The sequence below is a fragment of the Vibrio sp. D420a genome (assembly GCF_030248625.1).
GTDB classification, from domain to species: domain Bacteria; phylum Pseudomonadota; class Gammaproteobacteria; order Enterobacterales; family Vibrionaceae; genus Vibrio; species Vibrio fortis_A.
The window spans coordinates 1-17,728 of sequence record NZ_JAHGAN010000043.1 but is presented as its reverse complement, the minus strand read 5'-3'; the positions used below and the strand labels follow the sequence as shown (position 1 = coordinate 17,728).

Genomic DNA, 17,728 nt, shown 5'->3' with positions numbered 1-17,728 from the left:
GTTAACGAGGTTACTAGTTGATTTGTTTTGTCCAAGTACGAATATCAAATTAGTACTTGGACGAATATTCTTCAGTTCAAAAAAGCTGACAATACCCTTTTCTTAAAACTTCCAAAGCAAAGCTCCCTGTTGAGCGACGAGAGGGGGTCTAGACTAAAATCTAATCTGTCACCCCAAGCAACAGTATTATCCACCTTAGTAGAAACCAAGCCACGTAGCTCTTTACTTTGATGATCCGATTTTAATTCACTATGTTCGTAAGTAACAAAATGTAGATTCGACTCTACTAACATACAAACTTCTGGAACATCCTGTTCAATTCGTTCAGCAAACCCAATCAAACTTTCTTCGGCAAAGGTATACAACCATGCTTCTTGGTTGGGTGAATCATTAACTCTCAATATCCTTCCAAGGACTTGTCTAAAGTAAAGCTCTGTTTTGACCGAACTCATATGACAACAAACCTGCAGCCGAGGGATGTCCGTGCCTTCACTGATCATTCCAACACTGACTATCCACTGAACATTCGAATGACGAAAAGACTCAATTTCATTCAACGGATTATCATGATGATAAGTCACTATGCATGCTGACTGATTAAAGTGCTCAATCAGTCGCTTTTGAATATGTTTAGCGTGCTTGATAGAAGCAGCGACGACTAAACCACCTGCATTTGGGGACTCTTGTCTTATTTGGGCTAGCTTTTGGCAACCGTTATTTAGTATGTAATTCATAGCGTCTTCGTTGTGGATGACGCTTTGATAAGAGACATCGGATTGTTTAAGGCAATCAAGAATAGAGGCGAAGTGTTGATTGTCACTGCCAGCCTTAACGCTCAGGTGTTCATTATCGATTAAAACGATTTTAGGGCGGCGGCATACCTTATCTTCAACGGCCTGTTGCAAGCCGTATTGGTAATCGCAAACAACCTTGCCATCAGGACCAGAATACTCGGCCATAACAATCGGCAGTCGATCAGAACGCCAAGGAGTGCCGGACAGCGCCAAAGTATAATGAGCAAAGCCTTGGATCTTCGAGACAATTTCTAGCCCCCATGAGTTTGACCTCCCTTCGTCATCAAACGAACAATGGTGGATCTCATCAAATACGACTAGTACCCGATATTTACTGACAGTGTTCCAGAAGTTTTCATCTAAAAAACGGATGGATTGATAGGTATAAGACCCACCTAAAGAGCCCAAGCCTCCATTAAAGGAACATTCCAGTTTCCATGAAAAGGTCTTTCTCATTCCTTCAGCGACCGAAAGTGATGGTGAGAAACAGAGCACTAAGTCAATCATACCTTCTTGAAAAAGACGCTTAGCAACCTCTGCAGCCATAACAGTTTTACCTGCTCCTGGAGTCGCTTGACAGAAGAAGTGTGAACGTTTGTTTGAAGTGAATTTATCGATAACTTGAGCTGCACATTCAGCTTGCCATGTTCTTAACATTGGGAAGCCTTGCTTTGGGCTACTTGCATCCAGTTGGTTAGTGCATTGATTTTGCCCAATAGCTTAGCTGATCGCTCTCTCGCTGCATTGAATAACGGCTCCATATCATGTTTGTTGTTTGGAAAACGCGTTAACAAAGATTGATATTCCTCAATCTCGCCCAAAGTAATCGCTAACTCACCTTCATGTTGTTTTTTCTCTTGTTCTAGTGCATTTAGAGAGAACTCCGGAGTTTGAACAGTTATTGAATCAACGTTTGCTTTCTTATTTCTAGCTGCTCGAGGCTCAATTGTGAGCGCTTTGAATTCATTAGTTTGATGGTAACGCTTCCCTCTACGAGCCCCAATGGCAGAAAGCCAGCCTTTCTCCTCAAGTGATAGAAGTTGCTTATAAACATACTTTCGAGCTTCGTCACTGCTCGTAAAGGTTGAAGTACCATTTAACAAAGCATCCCTAGCTTCTATAACAGAGAAATTGTCCATCCCTTTTTCAATCAATAGGTTAAACATATGAGGGTTAATTCTGGTTACTTTCTTCATGTGACTCTTACATGCAATAAAAACTTAGGATTGCTAAGTATACAAAAATCAGTAAAACTTAGACAATCTAAGTTATCTAAAGGTTGAAAAGAAATGTGTAAGTGCAGAAAGACAACCCAATCCCAGCGAGGCTCAAAGCTGCGCGTAAAAAAGCCAAGATCACCCAAAAAGATTTAGGGGTGAAAATCGGCATGGAACCAAGTTCTGCTAGTGGGCGAATGAACCATTATGAGAAAGGTAGACACGTACCGGATATTGGTACACTCGAACGAATGGCTGAAGAGTTAAATGTTCCCTTGAACTATTTTTTCTGTAGGAACGAATTAAGTGCTGAACTGGCGTGTGCCATTGATAAGATGAGTGATGAAGAGAAAAAGGCGCTACTGGAAAACCTAAATGGCGAAAGTAATCTCTAAGCTTTAAGTCCGCTTTTACTCAACAACATGCTCAACGGAATTGCATCTGTAAATCGCGGGGCAAGTATTTTATCTTCTGCGGCAATAGCATTTAGGTTGTACGCAGAGCCAGAGTCAATTTGATGAAGACGAAGCTCCTCTACAGGAGCATCAAATGGGTTATCCAAATAGGGGAACTTAAATGAAAACGTGCGCGACAATATCGCTTTGTCTATCGTATCAACGTTGTCATTGAAACTCATCAGTAGTGCATCTTTCAGGAAGTGCTTCAACGCTCGGCATTCTCCCTTACACATAACAAACAAAGGATATAAAACTTCATTTTTTGTAAGCACTGGCGGTTCATCAAAACTCATTCTCGCACTCAAACCCGCGACAAATTTCGCAAAATGCTTTTTTTGTTCCAAGTCAAAAGCATAAGATGCCGTTCCACTCGAATAACTGTTAGCTTTCAAGATCTTGAAATACTCAATCTTTCGTCTCCAACTTAACCTCGAGTTCCATTGTGGCTCTGTCGCTATCACATCGGCATAAGGCATACCAACCAACACAAACGAGACTTTTGCTTCTTCACTTATATATTTGAACGTATTAGCAATAGCTTGCCTTTCTTCTGCTGTAGAAAATTCCACAAGCTCTTGAATTTCATTGACGATAATCAGCTCAACAGATTTACGTTTAAGTTGCGTTACGACTGCCTCACCAAGGGCAATTTCATTAAGTCGACGGGTACCTCTTCCGCCGGACTTTCCATTTAAATCGACTAAAAACTGCGTAAGCGTACTCTGTTCATTTATGCGACTCGGCACTCTGGTGCTAAGAACAGGTTGCTTGCTCCAAGTTGAACTCGACGGAAAGCGTGATAGGTAATTATTAATCAAAGCCGTCTTTCCACTTCCGGCCTCGCCTGTTAACAAGAAAGACTCTGGTTCACCGCCAAGGGAGTGATTAAAACGAAGTTGATCGAAAATAGAGTAGATTTCAGTTATTGCAGGGTATTCGATAAAACAGGTTTCGAAAGATCTTAGCTGCTCAAACTGACTAGATGTTAAGTTCAAATTAATACCCCTCAATATCTTCGAAATCATCATCAAATAACTGCTCTGGGGCATCGAACACTGAGGTGGTATCTTGTTTATCTGGAGTCGTATTAATTGAGCTTGGCCCTTCAGAACCTACATCATTAAACTTTGCTAACTTCGAAGTATTGCCCGTTTTAGGCAAGCTAGCCTTATTACTTTTTGCATTGCGGAATCTATCAGTTTCTTCCTGAATACGATTTTTCATATATAAAAATGTATCTGCAAGCGACTCATCATCAGCAAGTTGTCTGATGTTAAGCCTGCGTACTCTCTGTATGCGTTCGTGCTCAAAAAGTGATAGACCACTTGTATATCCGGTGTTGTCTACCGCTGGAACTTTTATGTACTTCTTTTCCGATTCTAGATAAACATGAATAGAGCTGATATCAGAAGGGTCTGTTTTGGTCTTAACATACAGCTTTTTGCCATTGTTGGACGCCCAATATTTACGGTATTCAATAAGTTCTGAGGACTGATAGCGGAGGTTATGAAGCCTGATCCCTGACACTCCAATGGTTCTGTGTCTAAGTAAACCTAGCTCAACTCTCAACTGCTCCTTCTCAGCACCACTGTAGTAAGAGGGAGTCCACTCCGATTGTTTCCACTTGTGGTATGGAATGTCACGTTCTCTTGAATCAGGTGCCATATGGTAATAGTCGACAATCCATTTATGAAGTAGTTCTAGAAATACAGAAACTCTAACCACCGCATCCTTCTTTGGGTTGTAATCTTCTAGTTGAGTAGGGTTGGTGAATGTTTTTCCAGGTAGTGAGTTCACTAACCCTTTATTCATCTGGTCAAAGAGTTTTTCGATCCCTGACTTTCGCCAAGGTTTAGCAGTTTGACTATATTGAATGTCAGTTACAAATGGTCTTAAAGAATCTTCTAAGCTATCGGTCCAAAATTCAGCGCCATTATCAACAACTAGGTAGTCAATCTTTCCGTGACATGGCCAATCATTCTTTATAGAAGGGTAGCTATTTTTTAACCAGCTTTTATCTATTAGAGTATTAAGCAAAGCCTTCCGCACAGAGTCGAAACTGGGATCTCTAAAATTCACACTCAACCCTACGATACACTTACTGAAACGATCATAAAGCATAGTCAGGTAGGGGCGCCCCAAAGGAATATCCAACTCATCATCAATCAAAATCACTGGTACTGGGGTATGGTCAATTTCGACATATTCCATTGGTTTGGTCGCAGCTACTTGCTGACCAACCGAACGAAATTCTCGGTCTGCGTATCGTTTGCCAAACCTTGCGATCGCGACCTCATATGGAGGTAAGCCGTGTATTCGATTGTAAAAAGAGCGCTCTGAAATTGGTTTAATTTTCCCCTCAACAATCCCACGATTTATTTGAATCACTCGACTCTTATAGTATCGGTATGCTTCTGCAACGCTAAGTCGCTCACGTGTCAGGTATACGTTCTGAATTGCCTCGTCAATCAAGGATTGCGAATCCATTTCTTTTTGGCGATTGCCCTTAAACGTATGCTTCGGAATAAGTGCACATGGGTCTTTACCCGCTTCAAAATAATATTTTTTCCAAGTTGCTAAAGTTCGCCAACTCGGGGGAGTGAGCTGTAATTCTGGTTCAATGAGACTTAAAATAGGGTTCAAGTTTTTCTCGGTCCATCCACCTTTTAAACGCTTCTCCACGAAATCGATAATTTTAATACGACGGATAACTTCTTTCTGTACCTTCGGTGATTGAGAATCAATAGTTGAAGAGATTTCAATAGGTTCTTGAATTAGCTCTATTGGAAGCGGCTGAGACTCTCCCTCTGAAGCTTCAAACTCATCAAAGAACCCAAATATGTTATTAGAGTCCGATGACATAGTTAACACCAAACGTAAGTTTCGAGCCCAAAGCCAATATTATTGAGGTCTGTTTTAACTTGCCCTGAAGAGATCCAAGGTAGAGTAGAGATAAGTGTGTCCTGCTCCGATAAACCGAAATACAAAGACACTTCTTGTAACTTCACCATTTGTTTACGTTGAATAAACGCCAACACTAACTTTTGAAACTCAGTCACGGTTCGCAATCCGGAGTAACGGTGTAGTAGCTTGAAGTTATCTAAAGTTGGTCCCATTCTAATTTGCTTCTCAGTAACTAAAACCAAGCGTCTGTTAAACTCACTGAACGCAACTCTTTGTTTTTCTTCGAATCGGTCCCTGAAATCAGGTTTGAGAATCTGACTGGAGTGTTTTACTTCGAAGAAAGTTGAATGATCATCGTGATCTGTCGCCAAAAAGTCGGGGGTATATCGGCACTTTCGATTATTAAATTGATAGTGGAAACCAAAAGGTTGGGACGTAAAGCTTTTGATGTCTGCGTTATATTCGAGGTGAAAGCAGAAATCGAACTCTAAAATGGAGAGAGTACGAACAACCGCATCATTCTTCAAGCTCATGAACTTACAGATGTTGTGTACGTGAGATGATTTCTTGGTTTGGTCGAACATAGCAAAATCACTTTTGTTGTAAACCTACAACAAAAAATAGACTATGAAGACTTATGGTGCAAATATGAAGAAAGCCTGCAATTTATGCGAACATATATTGCAGGCTTCATAAAGGGTGGGAACCCAGCCACATCCCGGCACACAAGTCACTCGCTGCGGCTGCTTCCTTCCGGACCTGACCGAGTTCACGAGCTATTGTTGCGGGAGGACCAGGCCCCCATAGATTCGTTTTCTAAGAGGCTTGCCTCAAAGAGTGACTGGATTATTAAGCATCCCCGCAACCATTGCAAGCCCTTCCACCCTATTTTTAAACAATTGTGGTCTAAGTGCTTATCCTTTATTCAAACCACGAGTAAATCGCAGGGAAATTGGTCATTTACCTGCGATCAAAGTGAAGCGAACTAGAACGATCATCGTTGCGAATGTACGATTCACTCGCTTAGATATCGATATCTTCGTTATCTTCTGTACGAATAATGTAGTCCGTCATCCACGCAGTGCCTAGCAAGCATAACCACACAACAAATACTGGGCTCGGTACCTCAATACTCGGTGTAATCACCAGAGCAGCGAAACCAGCAGTGGGCAGTGTCCAGCACAACAGTTTATTCCAGCGGAAGGTTTTGAGCTTAGTCATCGCCTCCATTGACGCCATGATGCCCGTTACACACAAGGCTACTAGTGCCGCATAAGGTAAGTCTGCTATCCAGAGTGGCAATATCAGAAACAATGACCACCAGCTGTGTCGACTGGCCGGTTTGAGGTGATTCGCTGCCCACCAGATAACTATAATGGATAGGGTTTGAAGAACCGTAACCCAAGGCGTACCGTCAAGCTTACCTGCAGACTGAGTCACCATAATGCCGACTTGTAGAGTCGTGACAATTAATCCTGAAACCACAAGTACTGACAAGCTACTGCGGCGTGAGAAAACAACCATCAGCAGAGGGAACAACACCCACGCACTGACTGATAAAGTTATTGGCTGCATTGGAAGTGTCAGGCCGTATACGGTCATTGAAGCAAGCAAAGCTAAGCCTGCGACTCCTCCTTGCGGCAAAATCCATAGCGCAGGGATAACCATCGCCAAAACAGGAATGTCACCATCACTTAAACTAATAGCTCGGGCACAAACAACCGCTAATAAGGTTGTCACTAAGAACTGAAACGTTGAAAATACCATAGCTCTCTCCTTCTACCGATCCGTGGTATTAATGAACTAGGAATAGTTAGTATGGACCAATTTTTACCCCAAATCTTTGCTGTAATTCACCAAATTCCCTATGGGAAAGTAACAACTTATGGAGACATAGCACGTTTTTCAGGCTTTCCAGGCTATGCGCGTCACGTAGGCAAAGCTTTGGGCAATTTACCAGAGGGAAGTCAGCTCCCTTGGTTTAGGGTCATTAATAGTAAAGGTGAGATTTCGCTAAAAGGCGAGGACTTCGAGCGACAAAAGCGTCATTTAGAAGCGGAAGGCGTTGAAGTGAGCGAGGCAGGTAAAATTAAGCTCAGAAAATACAAATGGCAGCCGTAACGCTGCCATTGTTCTTTATTCAGTTCGTTCTCTTTTAGAGAGCAACCAATTAACGCACACCTACTAAACGCAAATCCAATGACTCTGTGTTCGCTGCATCAGTGATTACAGGGGCAATCGTATCAGTCGTGAAACGCAGCTTGCTATCAACATGAATGCTTGCACGTACGTTGTAGCGATGGTTCGTTTTGATCTGGCTAGCGTCGTACTTCAGTTCAAAAGCAAATGGCACCTGCTTACCATCAGTTGTGAATTCTTGAGTCGCCAATACCTTTGAAGGTGCATCAGCCAGTGAGATATCTTCTAGTGTTACCGTTACTAGTGCATTTTCAGGAAGTGCAATGCGCTCTCGGTAACTTACCGTACCGGTTACCATTTTCATGTTTTCTGCGACAACCTGTTGAGGTGCCTCACTTTGTTCAGTGGTTTGGCAGCCAGCTAGGAAGCCAAAAGAGATTAAAGACGTTGCGATTAATAAAGCCTTTTTCATAAAATATTTCTCTCAATGTGTTTGCTGGATATAGCAAAACTGAATGCTAATTATAAGAGAGCTTTCATATTCTGTCTTGAAACCCTATGATTTATTGACAGATATTTGACTGAGTGGCTCGGTTAACCCTTTAACCTGCTCTCATTTTATTAAGAGGTACTCTGGCAATGAGTCAACCATTAAAAGAATTACTAAGTTTACTTCAGCTAGAAAAACTGGAAGAGGGTCTGTTTCGAGGACAGAGTGAAAACCTTGGTCTGCCACAAGTTTACGGCGGACAGGTACTTGGCCAAGCGTTGTCTGCTGCGCGCTACACGGTTGAGGAAGATCGCAGTGTCCATTCGTTTCACAGCTACTTTCTGTATCCAGGCGACCCAGAGAAGCCGATTATTTATGATGTAGAGAACTTACGAGACGGACGCAGCTTCAGCACTCGCCGTGTTAAAGCGATTCAAAATGGTCGCCCTATCTTCTATCTCACCGCTTCATACCATGGTGATGCTGAAGGCTTTGAACACCAAAACACCATGCCTGAGATTCCAGGTCCGGAGAATTTTGCATCGGAAACAGAGCTTGCTAGCCATATTGCCGAGTTCCTGCCTGAGAAACTAAGAAAGACTTTCTGTGGCGAGAAGCCAATTGAGATGCGCCCAGTTACGGTTGTGAACCCGCTAAAACCGAAGAAGACTGAACCAAAGCAATACTTATGGGTTCGTGCAAATGGTGAAATGCCAGACAACCATCTGATTCACCAATACCTGCTAGCTTACGCTTCTGACTGGGGCTTTCTGGTGACGGCTCTGCATCCTCATGAAGTTTCTCTGATGACACCGAATTTCCAAGTGGCCACTATTGACCACTCAATCTGGTTCCACCGCCCGTTTAAGATGGATGAGTGGCTGCTGTACGCAATAGAGAGCCCTACCGCGAGCAACACTCGTGGCTTGGTTCGAGGTGAGATCTACAACCAGCAAGGTCAACTGGTTGCTACGGCAGTACAAGAAGGCGTCATGCGCTTTACTAAGTAATTTTCGTCGAGCGTAGCCAATATTGCTAACCCAAAACACAAAGGGCTTGAGTACTAATCAAGCCCTTTTCTATGTTCTTAATGGTTCAAATACCTATTCTGCGACTGGTACTTCTTCTTCACCCTGAACGCGAGTCTTAATCCCATTACCGGCATCGCGAATCAAGTTGATTGGTGACAACACCACCCCTTTCACTGTCCCTTCAACTGCCCCTTGAGTCGCAGTTTGTGCTAACACCTTACTCTTATCCACTAGCTCTGTTGCCTGATTCAAAATCCCTGGAACCTCTTCTCTTAACTGAGCAGATTCCTGCACAACGACAGGGATGACCTGTTCACGATAAGCTTGGCTTTCTGCCAGCACAGGCGGCACCACATCCACACGGTAACGTGTGACTTCGTTGAGAGTCGGAGGTATCACATCCGTTCTCAATACTTTAATTTCTTTCAATACGGTAGGCACCGTCTCTGTTCTTACATTTTTCACTTCAAGCAGAATAGATGGGATCTTACTGTCCACTGAAGCGACAGTTTGATTAACCTCATCAACGGTTTGACGCACCGCCTCCACTGTCAGCAGTACCTCTGGTGCCAGCTCATCAATATGCTCGGCTAACGCAAGAAACTCTTCCACTTTGAGCTCTTTGGTAACAACAGACAGGTCATCAATTACCTGCGGGTAAGTGTCCACTACCTCACCTACCTTATTGGTAAAAGCTAAGATGCTGTATCCCAAATAAAAAATCGCCGTCGCCAATATCAACTGAATGGCCATTGAGACTTTTGCTTGCATAAACGTCCTTATTTTCCTTATTGGTACCTTGAGTTAGCTCATTGATGTTTTACGTTAACCAAACGACACCTTATCCATTAATTATAGCGGCAGTGCGGTGGTGTACTTCAGAGGCTCCATCGCAAATGTCGAGGTCACATTCGAAATACCATCGACACTGTTCACCAAACGCTTATAGAACTCATCAAAGCACTTCATGTCCTTTACCTGCACTTTAAGCATGTAGTCATATTCACCTGCCATTCGGTAGAACTCCATCACCTCGGGGAATTCAGTAACGGTGCCCACAAAGCGTCCATACCACTCATGTGAGTGATCACTGGTCTTAACCAATACGAAGGCGGTAAACGAGAGATCAAGCTTCTCTGGGTTGAGTAGCGCAACGCGTTTTTCGATTACGCCCTCTTCTTCTAAACGCTTGAGGCGCTTCCAACAAGGGGTCGTAGTGAGGTTCACAGCTTCCGCAATATCGTTAAGTGACAGTGTGCTGTCTTGCTGTAGCAGACGCAGTATTTTTTTGTCCGTGGCATCGATCATGTTTTTAATAAAAGCCTATAAAAGAGAATTTTTTTCTACTTAGTCATCAATATGCAGTAAATATAGCAAAGTTTTTCTCTGCGGTTCCCGCTAATTTAGTGACATAGCAAAGATAAAAATAACAACGTCAAATTTCTGGAGATACCCCTATGTGTACTGACCATAAATGGATCAACAACGCCATCCGCAAAATCGAAGCAGACTTTCAACGTTCTGCTGATACTCACCTTATCAAGCTTGATTTACCGAGTGTCGAAGGCATCGATATCTACCTAAAAGATGAAAGTACACACCCTACGGGATCTCTAAAACACCGCTTAGCACGTTCACTTTTCCTATACGCGATTTGTAATGGCTGGGTTGGTCCAGAGACCACTATCATTGAATCTTCATCTGGTAGTACTGCAGTATCAGAGGCGTATTTCGCTCGTTTGCTTGGCCTACCTTTCATTGCTGTTATGCCAAAGTGCACAGCCAAGAAAAAGATTGAGCAGATTGAGTTCTACGGCGGCCAAGCTCACCTCGTTGATCGCTCTGACCAGATTTATGCTGAGTCTCGTCGCCTTGCTGAAGAGCTGAATGGTCACTACATGGATCAATTCACCTATGCAGAGCGTGCAACCGACTGGCGCGGTAACAACAACATCGCCAACTCGATTTTCAACCAGATGCAAATGGAAGATCACCCTATCCCAGCATGGGTCGTGATGAGCCCTGGCACCGGTGGCACATCTGCAACCATTGGTCGTTTCATCCGCTACCAACAACATGAAACACAACTGTGTGTGGTAGACCCAGAGAACTCAGTGTTCCACGACTTCTTTAAGACAGGTAATGTCGATCTCACTGGCGACAAAGGAAGTAAGATAGAAGGCATTGGCCGCCCACGTGTTGAGCCAAGCTTCATTACAGGTGTGATCGATGAAATGCGCACTATTCCTGATGCAGCAAGTATTGCGACAACGCACTGGCTATCAGAACTGCTTGGCCGTAAAGTCGGCGCGTCAACAGGCACAAATATGTACGGCGTATTACAGCTAGCAAGCGAGATGAAAGCACGTGGCGAGAAAGGCTCTATCGTGACTCTGTTGTGTGATAGCGGTGAACGTTACCTAGACACATACTTTGATGACGAGTGGGTTCGTGAAAACATCGGTGATATTGAACCATTCGCGGAAAAACTTAAAGTGTTTAACCAAACTGGCGAGCTGTAAACACTCGTTTGTTTAAACAATACCGAAAGGCTTAAAACAAAAAGCGGCATGAAAAGGTTCATGCCGCTTTTTTTAATATGGGGCGAGTTGTTTACTCAGGCTTTTGCTTCGCTTCGAACGCGGCTAGCTGCTCTGGTGTCGCTTTCGGTTGATGGTTTTGTTTCCACTCATCATAAGTCATTCCGTATACGCGCTCACGAGCATCATCGATATCGATGTCTAGACCTTGTTGCTCTGCCTCTGCTTTGTACCACTTGCTGAAGCAGTTGCGGCAGAAACCCGCAAGAATCATTAGATCAATGTTCTGAACATCTTTGTTGTCATCTAGATGTGCCAACAAACGACGAAAAGTCGCCGCATCCAGCTTGTCTTGTTCTTCTTGAGACAGATTTTTATATTTGAATTCAGCCACTTTACATTCCTTATTCTGTTCTATTTGTATTGAGCTCTGTTGTTATACAAAAAAAGTGTCAAGCGCGCCAGACACAAGTCGTGCTTTTTCGTTGTGTATTAGAAAGTAAACGTCATCCCTTAAATATGCTTAGTATCCTAACCATTATGGCTGGTTTATCTTGCAGAGTAATCTTAAGAAATGTGCGGTATTTGGTATCAGAACATAGGTCAACAAATCACAAACAACCGCTTGATTTGCTGATGAAAAATGCTGAATCTAGAACTAATGATACGGTTCTACCTCGAAACCAAGACGACAAAATAACATTAACAGTTCAACGCTAAGGCTCTGAGTTAAAGATGTTCAAGCCACTAAAACGTTGAACACCATTACACGACCATCAAACCTTAGGGACTACCATGAAAAAGATTGCTGTGATTTTAAGTGGCTGCGGTGTATTTGACGGAGCCGAGATCCACGAAGCGGTATTAACGCTGCACGCTATTGAAAAAGAAGGGGCGACATGGCACTGCTTTGCTCCTAATATCGACCAATTACATGTGGTCAATCACCTTACCGGCGAGGTAACGGAAGAGTCACGCAACGTACTGGTCGAGTCGGCGCGAATTGCTCGCGGCAATGTTCAAGATGTAAAACAACTCGTTGCTCAAGACTTTGATGCTTTGATTGTGCCGGGCGGTTTTGGCGCAGCGAAGAACTTAACCACCTTTGCCGTTGCTCAAGCAGATTGTCAAATCAATGAAGATGTTAAGACCGCATGTCTTTCTTTTGCACAAGCGAACAAACCGGCTGGCTACATGTGTATTGCGCCCGTGATCATTCCAATGGTTTACGCTTCTCAAGCAAAGGGCACAATCGGTAACGATGAAGGAACCGCTGGCGCATTCCAGCAGCTGGGTGGCGTGCACCAAGAGTGCCCTGTGAATGATATTGTTATCGATGACCAGCACAACATTGTCTCTACACCTGCTTATATGTTGGCTGGCTCTATTTCAGAAGCCAACTCTGGTATCGAGCGTTTGGTAAAAGAGGTTGTCGGGAGAGCGTAACGACTAGCTGCTCATCTCCGAGATTCCAAGCGTTAAAAAAGCTCGACTTCAATTCAGAAGCCGAGCTTTTTAACATTCAGTCTAAAGACAGTCTACCCGTGTGAAGTACGACCGACCGTGTCGTGACTCAACGCTTTATTCAGTTCAGACTCAACGTGACCCGGAGCTCTTGTCGCACCTGAAATCAGACGATACATCGCTGGAATAACAAACAGAGTTACCAGTGTCGCAAAGCCCATACCGAAGAAGATAACTGTACCTACCGCGACGCGGCTCTCGTAACCCGCACCAGTCGATGTAATCAGCGGAATAGCACCTGCCAGAGTAGTAAACGCTGTCATCATGATTGGGCGCAAACGACGCGCAGACGCATCCACAATCGCTTTTTCAAACTCAATGCCACGGTCACGCAGTTGGTTGGCAAACTCAACGATCAAGATGCCATTCTTAGTTACCATCCCGATCAACATGATCATGCCGATCTGACTGTAGACGTTCAGACCTTGGCTCATCAGCACCAAACCTAAGAAACCACCGAAGATCCCCATAGGTACGGTGAACATCACCACCAACGGGTTGATGAAACTTTCAAACTGCGCCGCTAGCACGAGGTAAGCAACCAACATCGCTAAAGCAAATACCACTAGAATGCTCGATTGGTTCTCTTTGAAGTCTTTAGACTCGCCAGAGTAGCTCACCGAGATATCACCTGGCAGCATCTCAATCGCCTGCTCATCAAGGAAATCAAGGGCTTCACCTAGAGTATAGCCATCCATTAAGTTCGCCTTAATGGTGATCGACTTCTGCTTGTTGTAGTGAGACAAACGAATCGACGATGCAACTTCTTCAATCTTAGTTAGTGTATCTAGCGTGACTAGCTCACCAGACTGGGTTCTCATGTAAATCTGGCTGAGATCATTGGCGTTGTTGAAGCTGTTCTCATCACCACGCAGGTAGACATCGTACTCTTCACCACGCTCTACAAAAGTGGTTTCACTCTTACCACCTAGCATAATCTCTAGCGTGTCTGAGATATCTGAAACACTCACACCAAGCTCAGCAGCGCGTTGCTTGTCGACAGTTACCAACAGCTCAGGCGTCTTCTCTGAGTAGTCGATATCGGCACCTTCCATCATTGGCGAGTCTTCAGCCGCTTGCTTGAGGATCTCAGCCCATTTTTGCAGTTCAGGGTAATCCGAACCACCAAGAACAAACTGAACAGGTTCGCTCGAACCGCCGCGGAAACCCGGCATGAATGGGAAAATACGAACATCCGGAATTCCCGTCAGCGCTTTTCTCACTTGACCTAGCGCTTCTTGAGCGGTCGTTTCACGCTCATTCCAGTCTTCTAGAATCATGATCACGAAGCCAGTTTGGTCACCTGCATTACCGCCGAATGCTGGCGACTGTAAGCTGAACGACTTCAAGAACCCTTGACCTAGTAGCGGCATCAAACGCTCTTCAACCAGATCCATGTTGGCGGACATGCGGTTATAACTGGTTGCATCTGCACCACGAACAAACGCGAAGATCACACCTCGGTCTTCTTGTGGTGTTAGTTGTGCTGGCACTTGTTGCATTAAGCCGTAGCTGCCGCCCAGACACGCAATAATGATGATTGGTGCGGCCAAACGCCACGCCAGAGCGCGACGCAAAACGCTGCGATAGCCTTTCTCTAGCTTGCCGAAAACGCGCTCAACGAAGTGATTGAAACGATTCGGTTTCACGTTAGCTTTTAAGATCTTACTGCCCAGTACTGGCGTCAGTGTTAAAGCAACTAACGAAGAGAAGATCACCGACATTGCTAATAGCACTGAGAATTCAGTGAACAGCAGGCCAACCATGCCATCCATAAAGGAGATAGGTAGGAATACCATCACCAGTACTAGCGTTGTTGCAACAACGGCAAAACCAACTTCGCGCGTACCTTTATAGGCAGCAAGCAGTGGCGATTCACCACGTTCGATGTGGTGGAAAATATTCTCGACTACAACGATAGCGTCATCCACTACCAGACCAATCGATAGAATTAGCGCCATCAAGGTGATCAAGTTAATCGAGAATCCAAAATAGTACGCTGCAATAAATGAAGATATTAGAGATACAGGCACCGTTACTGCAGGAATCAAAGTGGCACGTGCTTGGCCGATAAACACGTATAAAACCAAGATAACCAAGCCACCTGTGATAAACAGGGTGCTGTACACCTCTGTAATTGAGCGGTCAATGAAGACAGTTGAGTCGTAGTCAATCGCTAAGCGCGTACCGTCAGGTAAGAACTTTTGAATGTTCTCTACTTCTTTGTGAACAAGGTCAGCCACTTCTAGCGGGTTCGCATCCGATTGCGGCACAATACCCATGCTCACGTTGACGATACCGTCACTCTTAAAGGTCGAGTTTTCATTCTCTGCGCCAATATAGACATCAGCAACGTCTTTTAGGTAGATCGGAGAGTTGTCCGATGCACGCTTAACAACCAGATACTCGAAGTCTTCCGCTTGGGTATAAGAACGTGCAGTACGAACCGACATTACGATCGCATCGTTACGTACCTCGCCACCCGGGCTCTCAATGTTCTCGTTGCGTAGTGCAGTAGTAATGTCCGTTGCCGTCACACCACGCCCCGCCATCAACTCAGGCTTGAGTTTGACGTACATAACCTTATATAGGCCACCCGAGATATCAACCGAGCTAACACCTGAAATCAAACTGAACCTATCGATAAGTACACGCTCGGTGTAGTCCGTCAGTTGGGTTCGGTCCATTTCAGTAGAGCTAAGGTTTATGTATAACGAAGCCTCACCACTACCGTTGTTCTTATAAACAATCGGATCGTCCGCTTCATCAGGCAAAGATCGTTGAGCGCGAGCTACCGCATCACGAACATCACTAACACCAGTATTAAGGTCATAACCGAGTTCAAAGGTAATTGTAATTCGTGAAGAACCATTTCGAGTTGTCGACTCGATCTCATCAATCCCACTAATACCAGATAGCTGATCCTCTAGATTGGAGGTAATCTGGCTTTCAATGATGGTCGCAGAAGCGCCTTCATACCGAGTACTAATAGAAACAACTGGGCTCTCGATATCTGGCATTTCTCGTACGGCAAGTTTGCTGAACGAAACGATACCAAACACCACTAACAGCAAACTGAGAACCAGCGCTGCTACTGGTCTTTTTACTGAAACATCAGATAACAGCATTAGTTAGATTCCTCTTGCTGAGGTTGACGCTTCGCTGATGTTGTTACACCAAGCTCTTGTACCTGAACGCCATCGCGCATGTTCACAATGCCTTGGACCACGATCTTCTCACCAATATTGATGCCTTTTTCGATAACCACTTCGTTACCAATACGAGCACCTAGGAATACTTCCGTACGCGTCGCTTTGTTATCTTCGCCGACGACATAAACGTAACGCTTAGTGCCTGAGTATTGCAGAGCCTGCACAGGGATAATAGGCGCTTCAACGGGTGGGAAGTCCATCTCAGCTGAAACGAGCATACCCGGCTTTAGATAGTCGTTCGGGTTATCGAAGTGAATACGAACACGCAGGTTCAGTGTTTCTGTGTTAATGCGTGAGTCGATACCCACGACAGTACCTGAGAATTCAGTATCTCCCCATGCACTTGTGCGTGCTGTTACTGTCATACCTTTTGAAAGCATCGCTAGGTAACGCTCTGGAACCTGAAGGTCTAACTGCATCACAGATAAGTCATCCAGTGTCACTAATTCAGTACCTGAACTGACGAGTTTGCCACGGCTAAAGTCGATGAAACCCACGGTGCCAGAAAATGGTGCTGAAATATGAAGATCTTTTAGGTTGGCATTTGCTGCCGCTAGTCTTGCAAGTGCAATCTCTACACTGGTTTTCTGCGCATCGATTTCAGTTTGTGTGATAGCGTTTCTTTTTACTAAGCGCTCAAACTCGGCCAATTTACGACGTTCATCTTTTAGATACGCTTTTGCTTCTGCCACCGCCGCCTTGGCTTTGTCGTCATCCAGTTGAACCAATAACTGATCTTTCTTAACTTCTTGGTTAGCTTTGACATGAATAGAGTCAACTTTGCCAGAGATCTCAGAAGAGATGATCACTGATTGCTCAGCTTCTAGCTTACCAACCAGTGAAAGTGACTGGTTAACTTGATGAATATCGACCTGCTCAGTAACGACAGTCACTGAGCTTGGCCCCATGCGCTTAGCAACTACGGCTGGAGACGCCAAGATGATAGATAAGCTAAGTAGAGATAAAATGGATTTATGTGTCATAACGATAGTCTGTAAGTTAGATTCGAGATCTCTATAAAGTAATTAACCGTATTCTATCAACTGATAGCAACGAATAACGTCAAGAAGTGTAAATGTCGATAAATTATGCTGACATTCGGTAAAATATCGCGAGTCCAGCCAACTTTAATGGTCGACTAAATACAATTACGTTCGGCATTTACGGTAATTACCCACTCTATAATTTAGGACAGCAATACGGTACAGCCAGAACATATGTTCACTTACCGAGCAAAACGCGCACTTTTCGCTATCTTTGCCCAAAAAGGCAGCATTCAACACAAAACCATAAGAAAAACTCTTTACAGGTTAAACGTGTTTGCTATGATGCGCTCCGCACTTGAGAGATGCGTTGGGAAAAACATTTCTTAAGCCTATCCACTTAGAGATAGGAAAACACCCCTGGAGGGGTTCCCGA

17 protein-coding genes and 1 other RNA gene are annotated in these 17,728 nt (G+C 44.2%); 5 read left to right on the top strand and 13 right to left on the bottom strand.

Annotation, left to right across the window (positions count from 1 at the left end; all coding sequences use genetic code 11):
- Positions 1–71: 71 nt before the first annotated feature.
- Positions 72–1,451: a DEAD/DEAH box helicase gene (locus tag KI743_RS21585; protein WP_285468124.1), complete on the bottom strand. Its 1,380-nt coding sequence runs from the start codon at positions 1,449–1,451 to the stop codon at positions 72–74.
- Positions 1,445–1,990 carry a hypothetical protein gene (locus tag KI743_RS21580; RefSeq protein ID WP_152471229.1) on the bottom strand — a complete coding sequence of 182 codons (546 nt, stop codon included), beginning with the start codon at positions 1,988–1,990 and terminating at the stop codon, positions 1,445–1,447. The genes KI743_RS21585 and KI743_RS21580 overlap by 7 nt, the downstream gene beginning before the upstream one ends.
- Positions 1,991–2,091: 101 nt before the next feature.
- Here KI743_RS21580 and KI743_RS21575 point away from each other — a divergent pair, with 101 nt between their 5' ends.
- Positions 2,092–2,406, top strand: coding sequence for a helix-turn-helix domain-containing protein (locus KI743_RS21575; protein ID WP_152471230.1), 315 nt, complete (start codon positions 2,092–2,094; stop codon positions 2,404–2,406).
- On the opposite strand, the gene KI743_RS21570 is transcribed toward KI743_RS21575, so the two are convergent.
- From KI743_RS21570 to KI743_RS21550, 5 genes are all read right to left on the bottom strand, one after another.
- Positions 2,403–3,497, bottom strand: a complete 1,095-nt coding sequence (locus KI743_RS21570; RefSeq protein ID WP_172974337.1) for a TniB family NTP-binding protein — start codon at positions 3,495–3,497, stop codon at positions 2,403–2,405. The genes KI743_RS21575 and KI743_RS21570 overlap by 4 nt on opposite strands.
- A complete protein-coding gene (locus tag KI743_RS21565) occupies positions 3,466–5,331 on the bottom strand; it encodes a Mu transposase C-terminal domain-containing protein (RefSeq protein ID WP_152471232.1) in 1,866 nt (621 codons plus the stop codon). The genes KI743_RS21570 and KI743_RS21565 overlap by 32 nt, the downstream gene beginning before the upstream one ends.
- 2 nt (positions 5,332–5,333) lie before the next feature.
- Complete coding sequence (locus KI743_RS21560; protein WP_152471233.1) at positions 5,334–5,957, bottom strand: TnsA endonuclease N-terminal domain-containing protein; 624 nt, start codon at positions 5,955–5,957, stop codon at positions 5,334–5,336.
- Positions 5,958–6,075: 118 nt separating this feature from the next.
- An RNA gene (ffs, locus tag KI743_RS21555) (signal recognition particle sRNA small type) lies at positions 6,076–6,172 on the bottom strand.
- A 224-nt stretch (positions 6,173–6,396) separates the two neighbouring features.
- Positions 6,397–7,140 carry a hypothetical protein gene (locus KI743_RS21550; RefSeq protein ID WP_032549572.1) on the bottom strand — a complete coding sequence of 248 codons (744 nt, stop codon included), beginning with the start codon at positions 7,138–7,140 and terminating at the stop codon, positions 6,397–6,399.
- Between the two features lie 51 nt (positions 7,141–7,191).
- On the opposite strand from KI743_RS21550, the gene KI743_RS21545 reads away from it, so the two are divergent.
- The gene (locus KI743_RS21545; RefSeq protein ID WP_285468116.1) at positions 7,192–7,494 is read left to right on the top strand and encodes a DNA base-flipping protein; all 303 of its coding nucleotides are present in this window, start codon (positions 7,192–7,194) and stop codon (positions 7,492–7,494) included.
- Positions 7,495–7,543: 49 nt separating this feature from the next.
- Here the strand turns inward: KI743_RS21545 and KI743_RS21540 are convergent, their stop codons facing one another.
- On the bottom strand, positions 7,544–7,984 hold the full coding sequence (locus KI743_RS21540) for a YbaY family lipoprotein (RefSeq protein ID WP_285468115.1): 441 nt from the start codon (positions 7,982–7,984) through the stop codon (positions 7,544–7,546).
- 167 nt (positions 7,985–8,151) lie between these two features.
- On the opposite strand from KI743_RS21540, the gene tesB reads away from it, so the two are divergent.
- The gene (tesB, locus tag KI743_RS21535; RefSeq protein ID WP_032549575.1) at positions 8,152–9,012 is read left to right on the top strand and encodes an acyl-CoA thioesterase II; all 861 of its coding nucleotides are present in this window, start codon (positions 8,152–8,154) and stop codon (positions 9,010–9,012) included.
- Positions 9,013–9,105: 93 nt separating this feature from the next.
- On the opposite strand, the gene KI743_RS21530 is transcribed toward tesB, so the two are convergent.
- Both KI743_RS21530 and KI743_RS21525 read right to left on the bottom strand, forming a co-directional pair.
- Positions 9,106–9,804 carry a hypothetical protein gene (locus KI743_RS21530; protein WP_285468114.1) on the bottom strand — a complete coding sequence of 233 codons (699 nt, stop codon included), beginning with the start codon at positions 9,802–9,804 and terminating at the stop codon, positions 9,106–9,108.
- A gap of 81 nt (positions 9,805–9,885) precedes the next feature.
- Positions 9,886–10,341, bottom strand: coding sequence for an Lrp/AsnC family transcriptional regulator (locus KI743_RS21525; protein ID WP_285403118.1), 456 nt, complete (start codon positions 10,339–10,341; stop codon positions 9,886–9,888).
- 149 nt (positions 10,342–10,490) lie between these two features.
- Here KI743_RS21525 and KI743_RS21520 point away from each other — a divergent pair, with 149 nt between their 5' ends.
- Entirely contained in the window at positions 10,491–11,555 is a 1,065-nt protein-coding gene (locus KI743_RS21520; protein ID WP_150871575.1) for a PLP-dependent cysteine synthase family protein, read from the top strand.
- Positions 11,556–11,646: 91 nt separating this feature from the next.
- Here KI743_RS21520 and KI743_RS21515 read toward each other — a convergent pair whose 3' ends face one another.
- On the bottom strand, positions 11,647–11,967 hold the full coding sequence (locus tag KI743_RS21515; protein ID WP_261903803.1) for a DUF1244 domain-containing protein: 321 nt from the start codon (positions 11,965–11,967) through the stop codon (positions 11,647–11,649).
- A gap of 401 nt (positions 11,968–12,368) precedes the next feature.
- Between KI743_RS21515 and elbB the strand changes: the two genes are divergently transcribed.
- Positions 12,369–13,019 carry an isoprenoid biosynthesis glyoxalase ElbB gene (gene elbB, locus KI743_RS21510; protein WP_285468112.1) on the top strand — a complete coding sequence of 217 codons (651 nt, stop codon included), beginning with the start codon at positions 12,369–12,371 and terminating at the stop codon, positions 13,017–13,019.
- A gap of 92 nt (positions 13,020–13,111) precedes the next feature.
- On the opposite strand, the gene vexH is transcribed toward elbB, so the two are convergent.
- The gene (gene vexH, locus KI743_RS21505; RefSeq protein WP_285468111.1) at positions 13,112–16,225 is read right to left on the bottom strand and encodes a vibriobactin export RND transporter permease subunit VexH; all 3,114 of its coding nucleotides are present in this window, start codon (positions 16,223–16,225) and stop codon (positions 13,112–13,114) included.
- Positions 16,225–17,292 carry an efflux RND transporter periplasmic adaptor subunit gene (locus KI743_RS21500; protein WP_032549582.1) on the bottom strand — a complete coding sequence of 356 codons (1,068 nt, stop codon included), beginning with the start codon at positions 17,290–17,292 and terminating at the stop codon, positions 16,225–16,227. Before KI743_RS21500 ends, vexH begins: the two co-directional genes overlap by 1 nt.
- Positions 17,293–17,728: the final 436 nt, after the last annotated feature.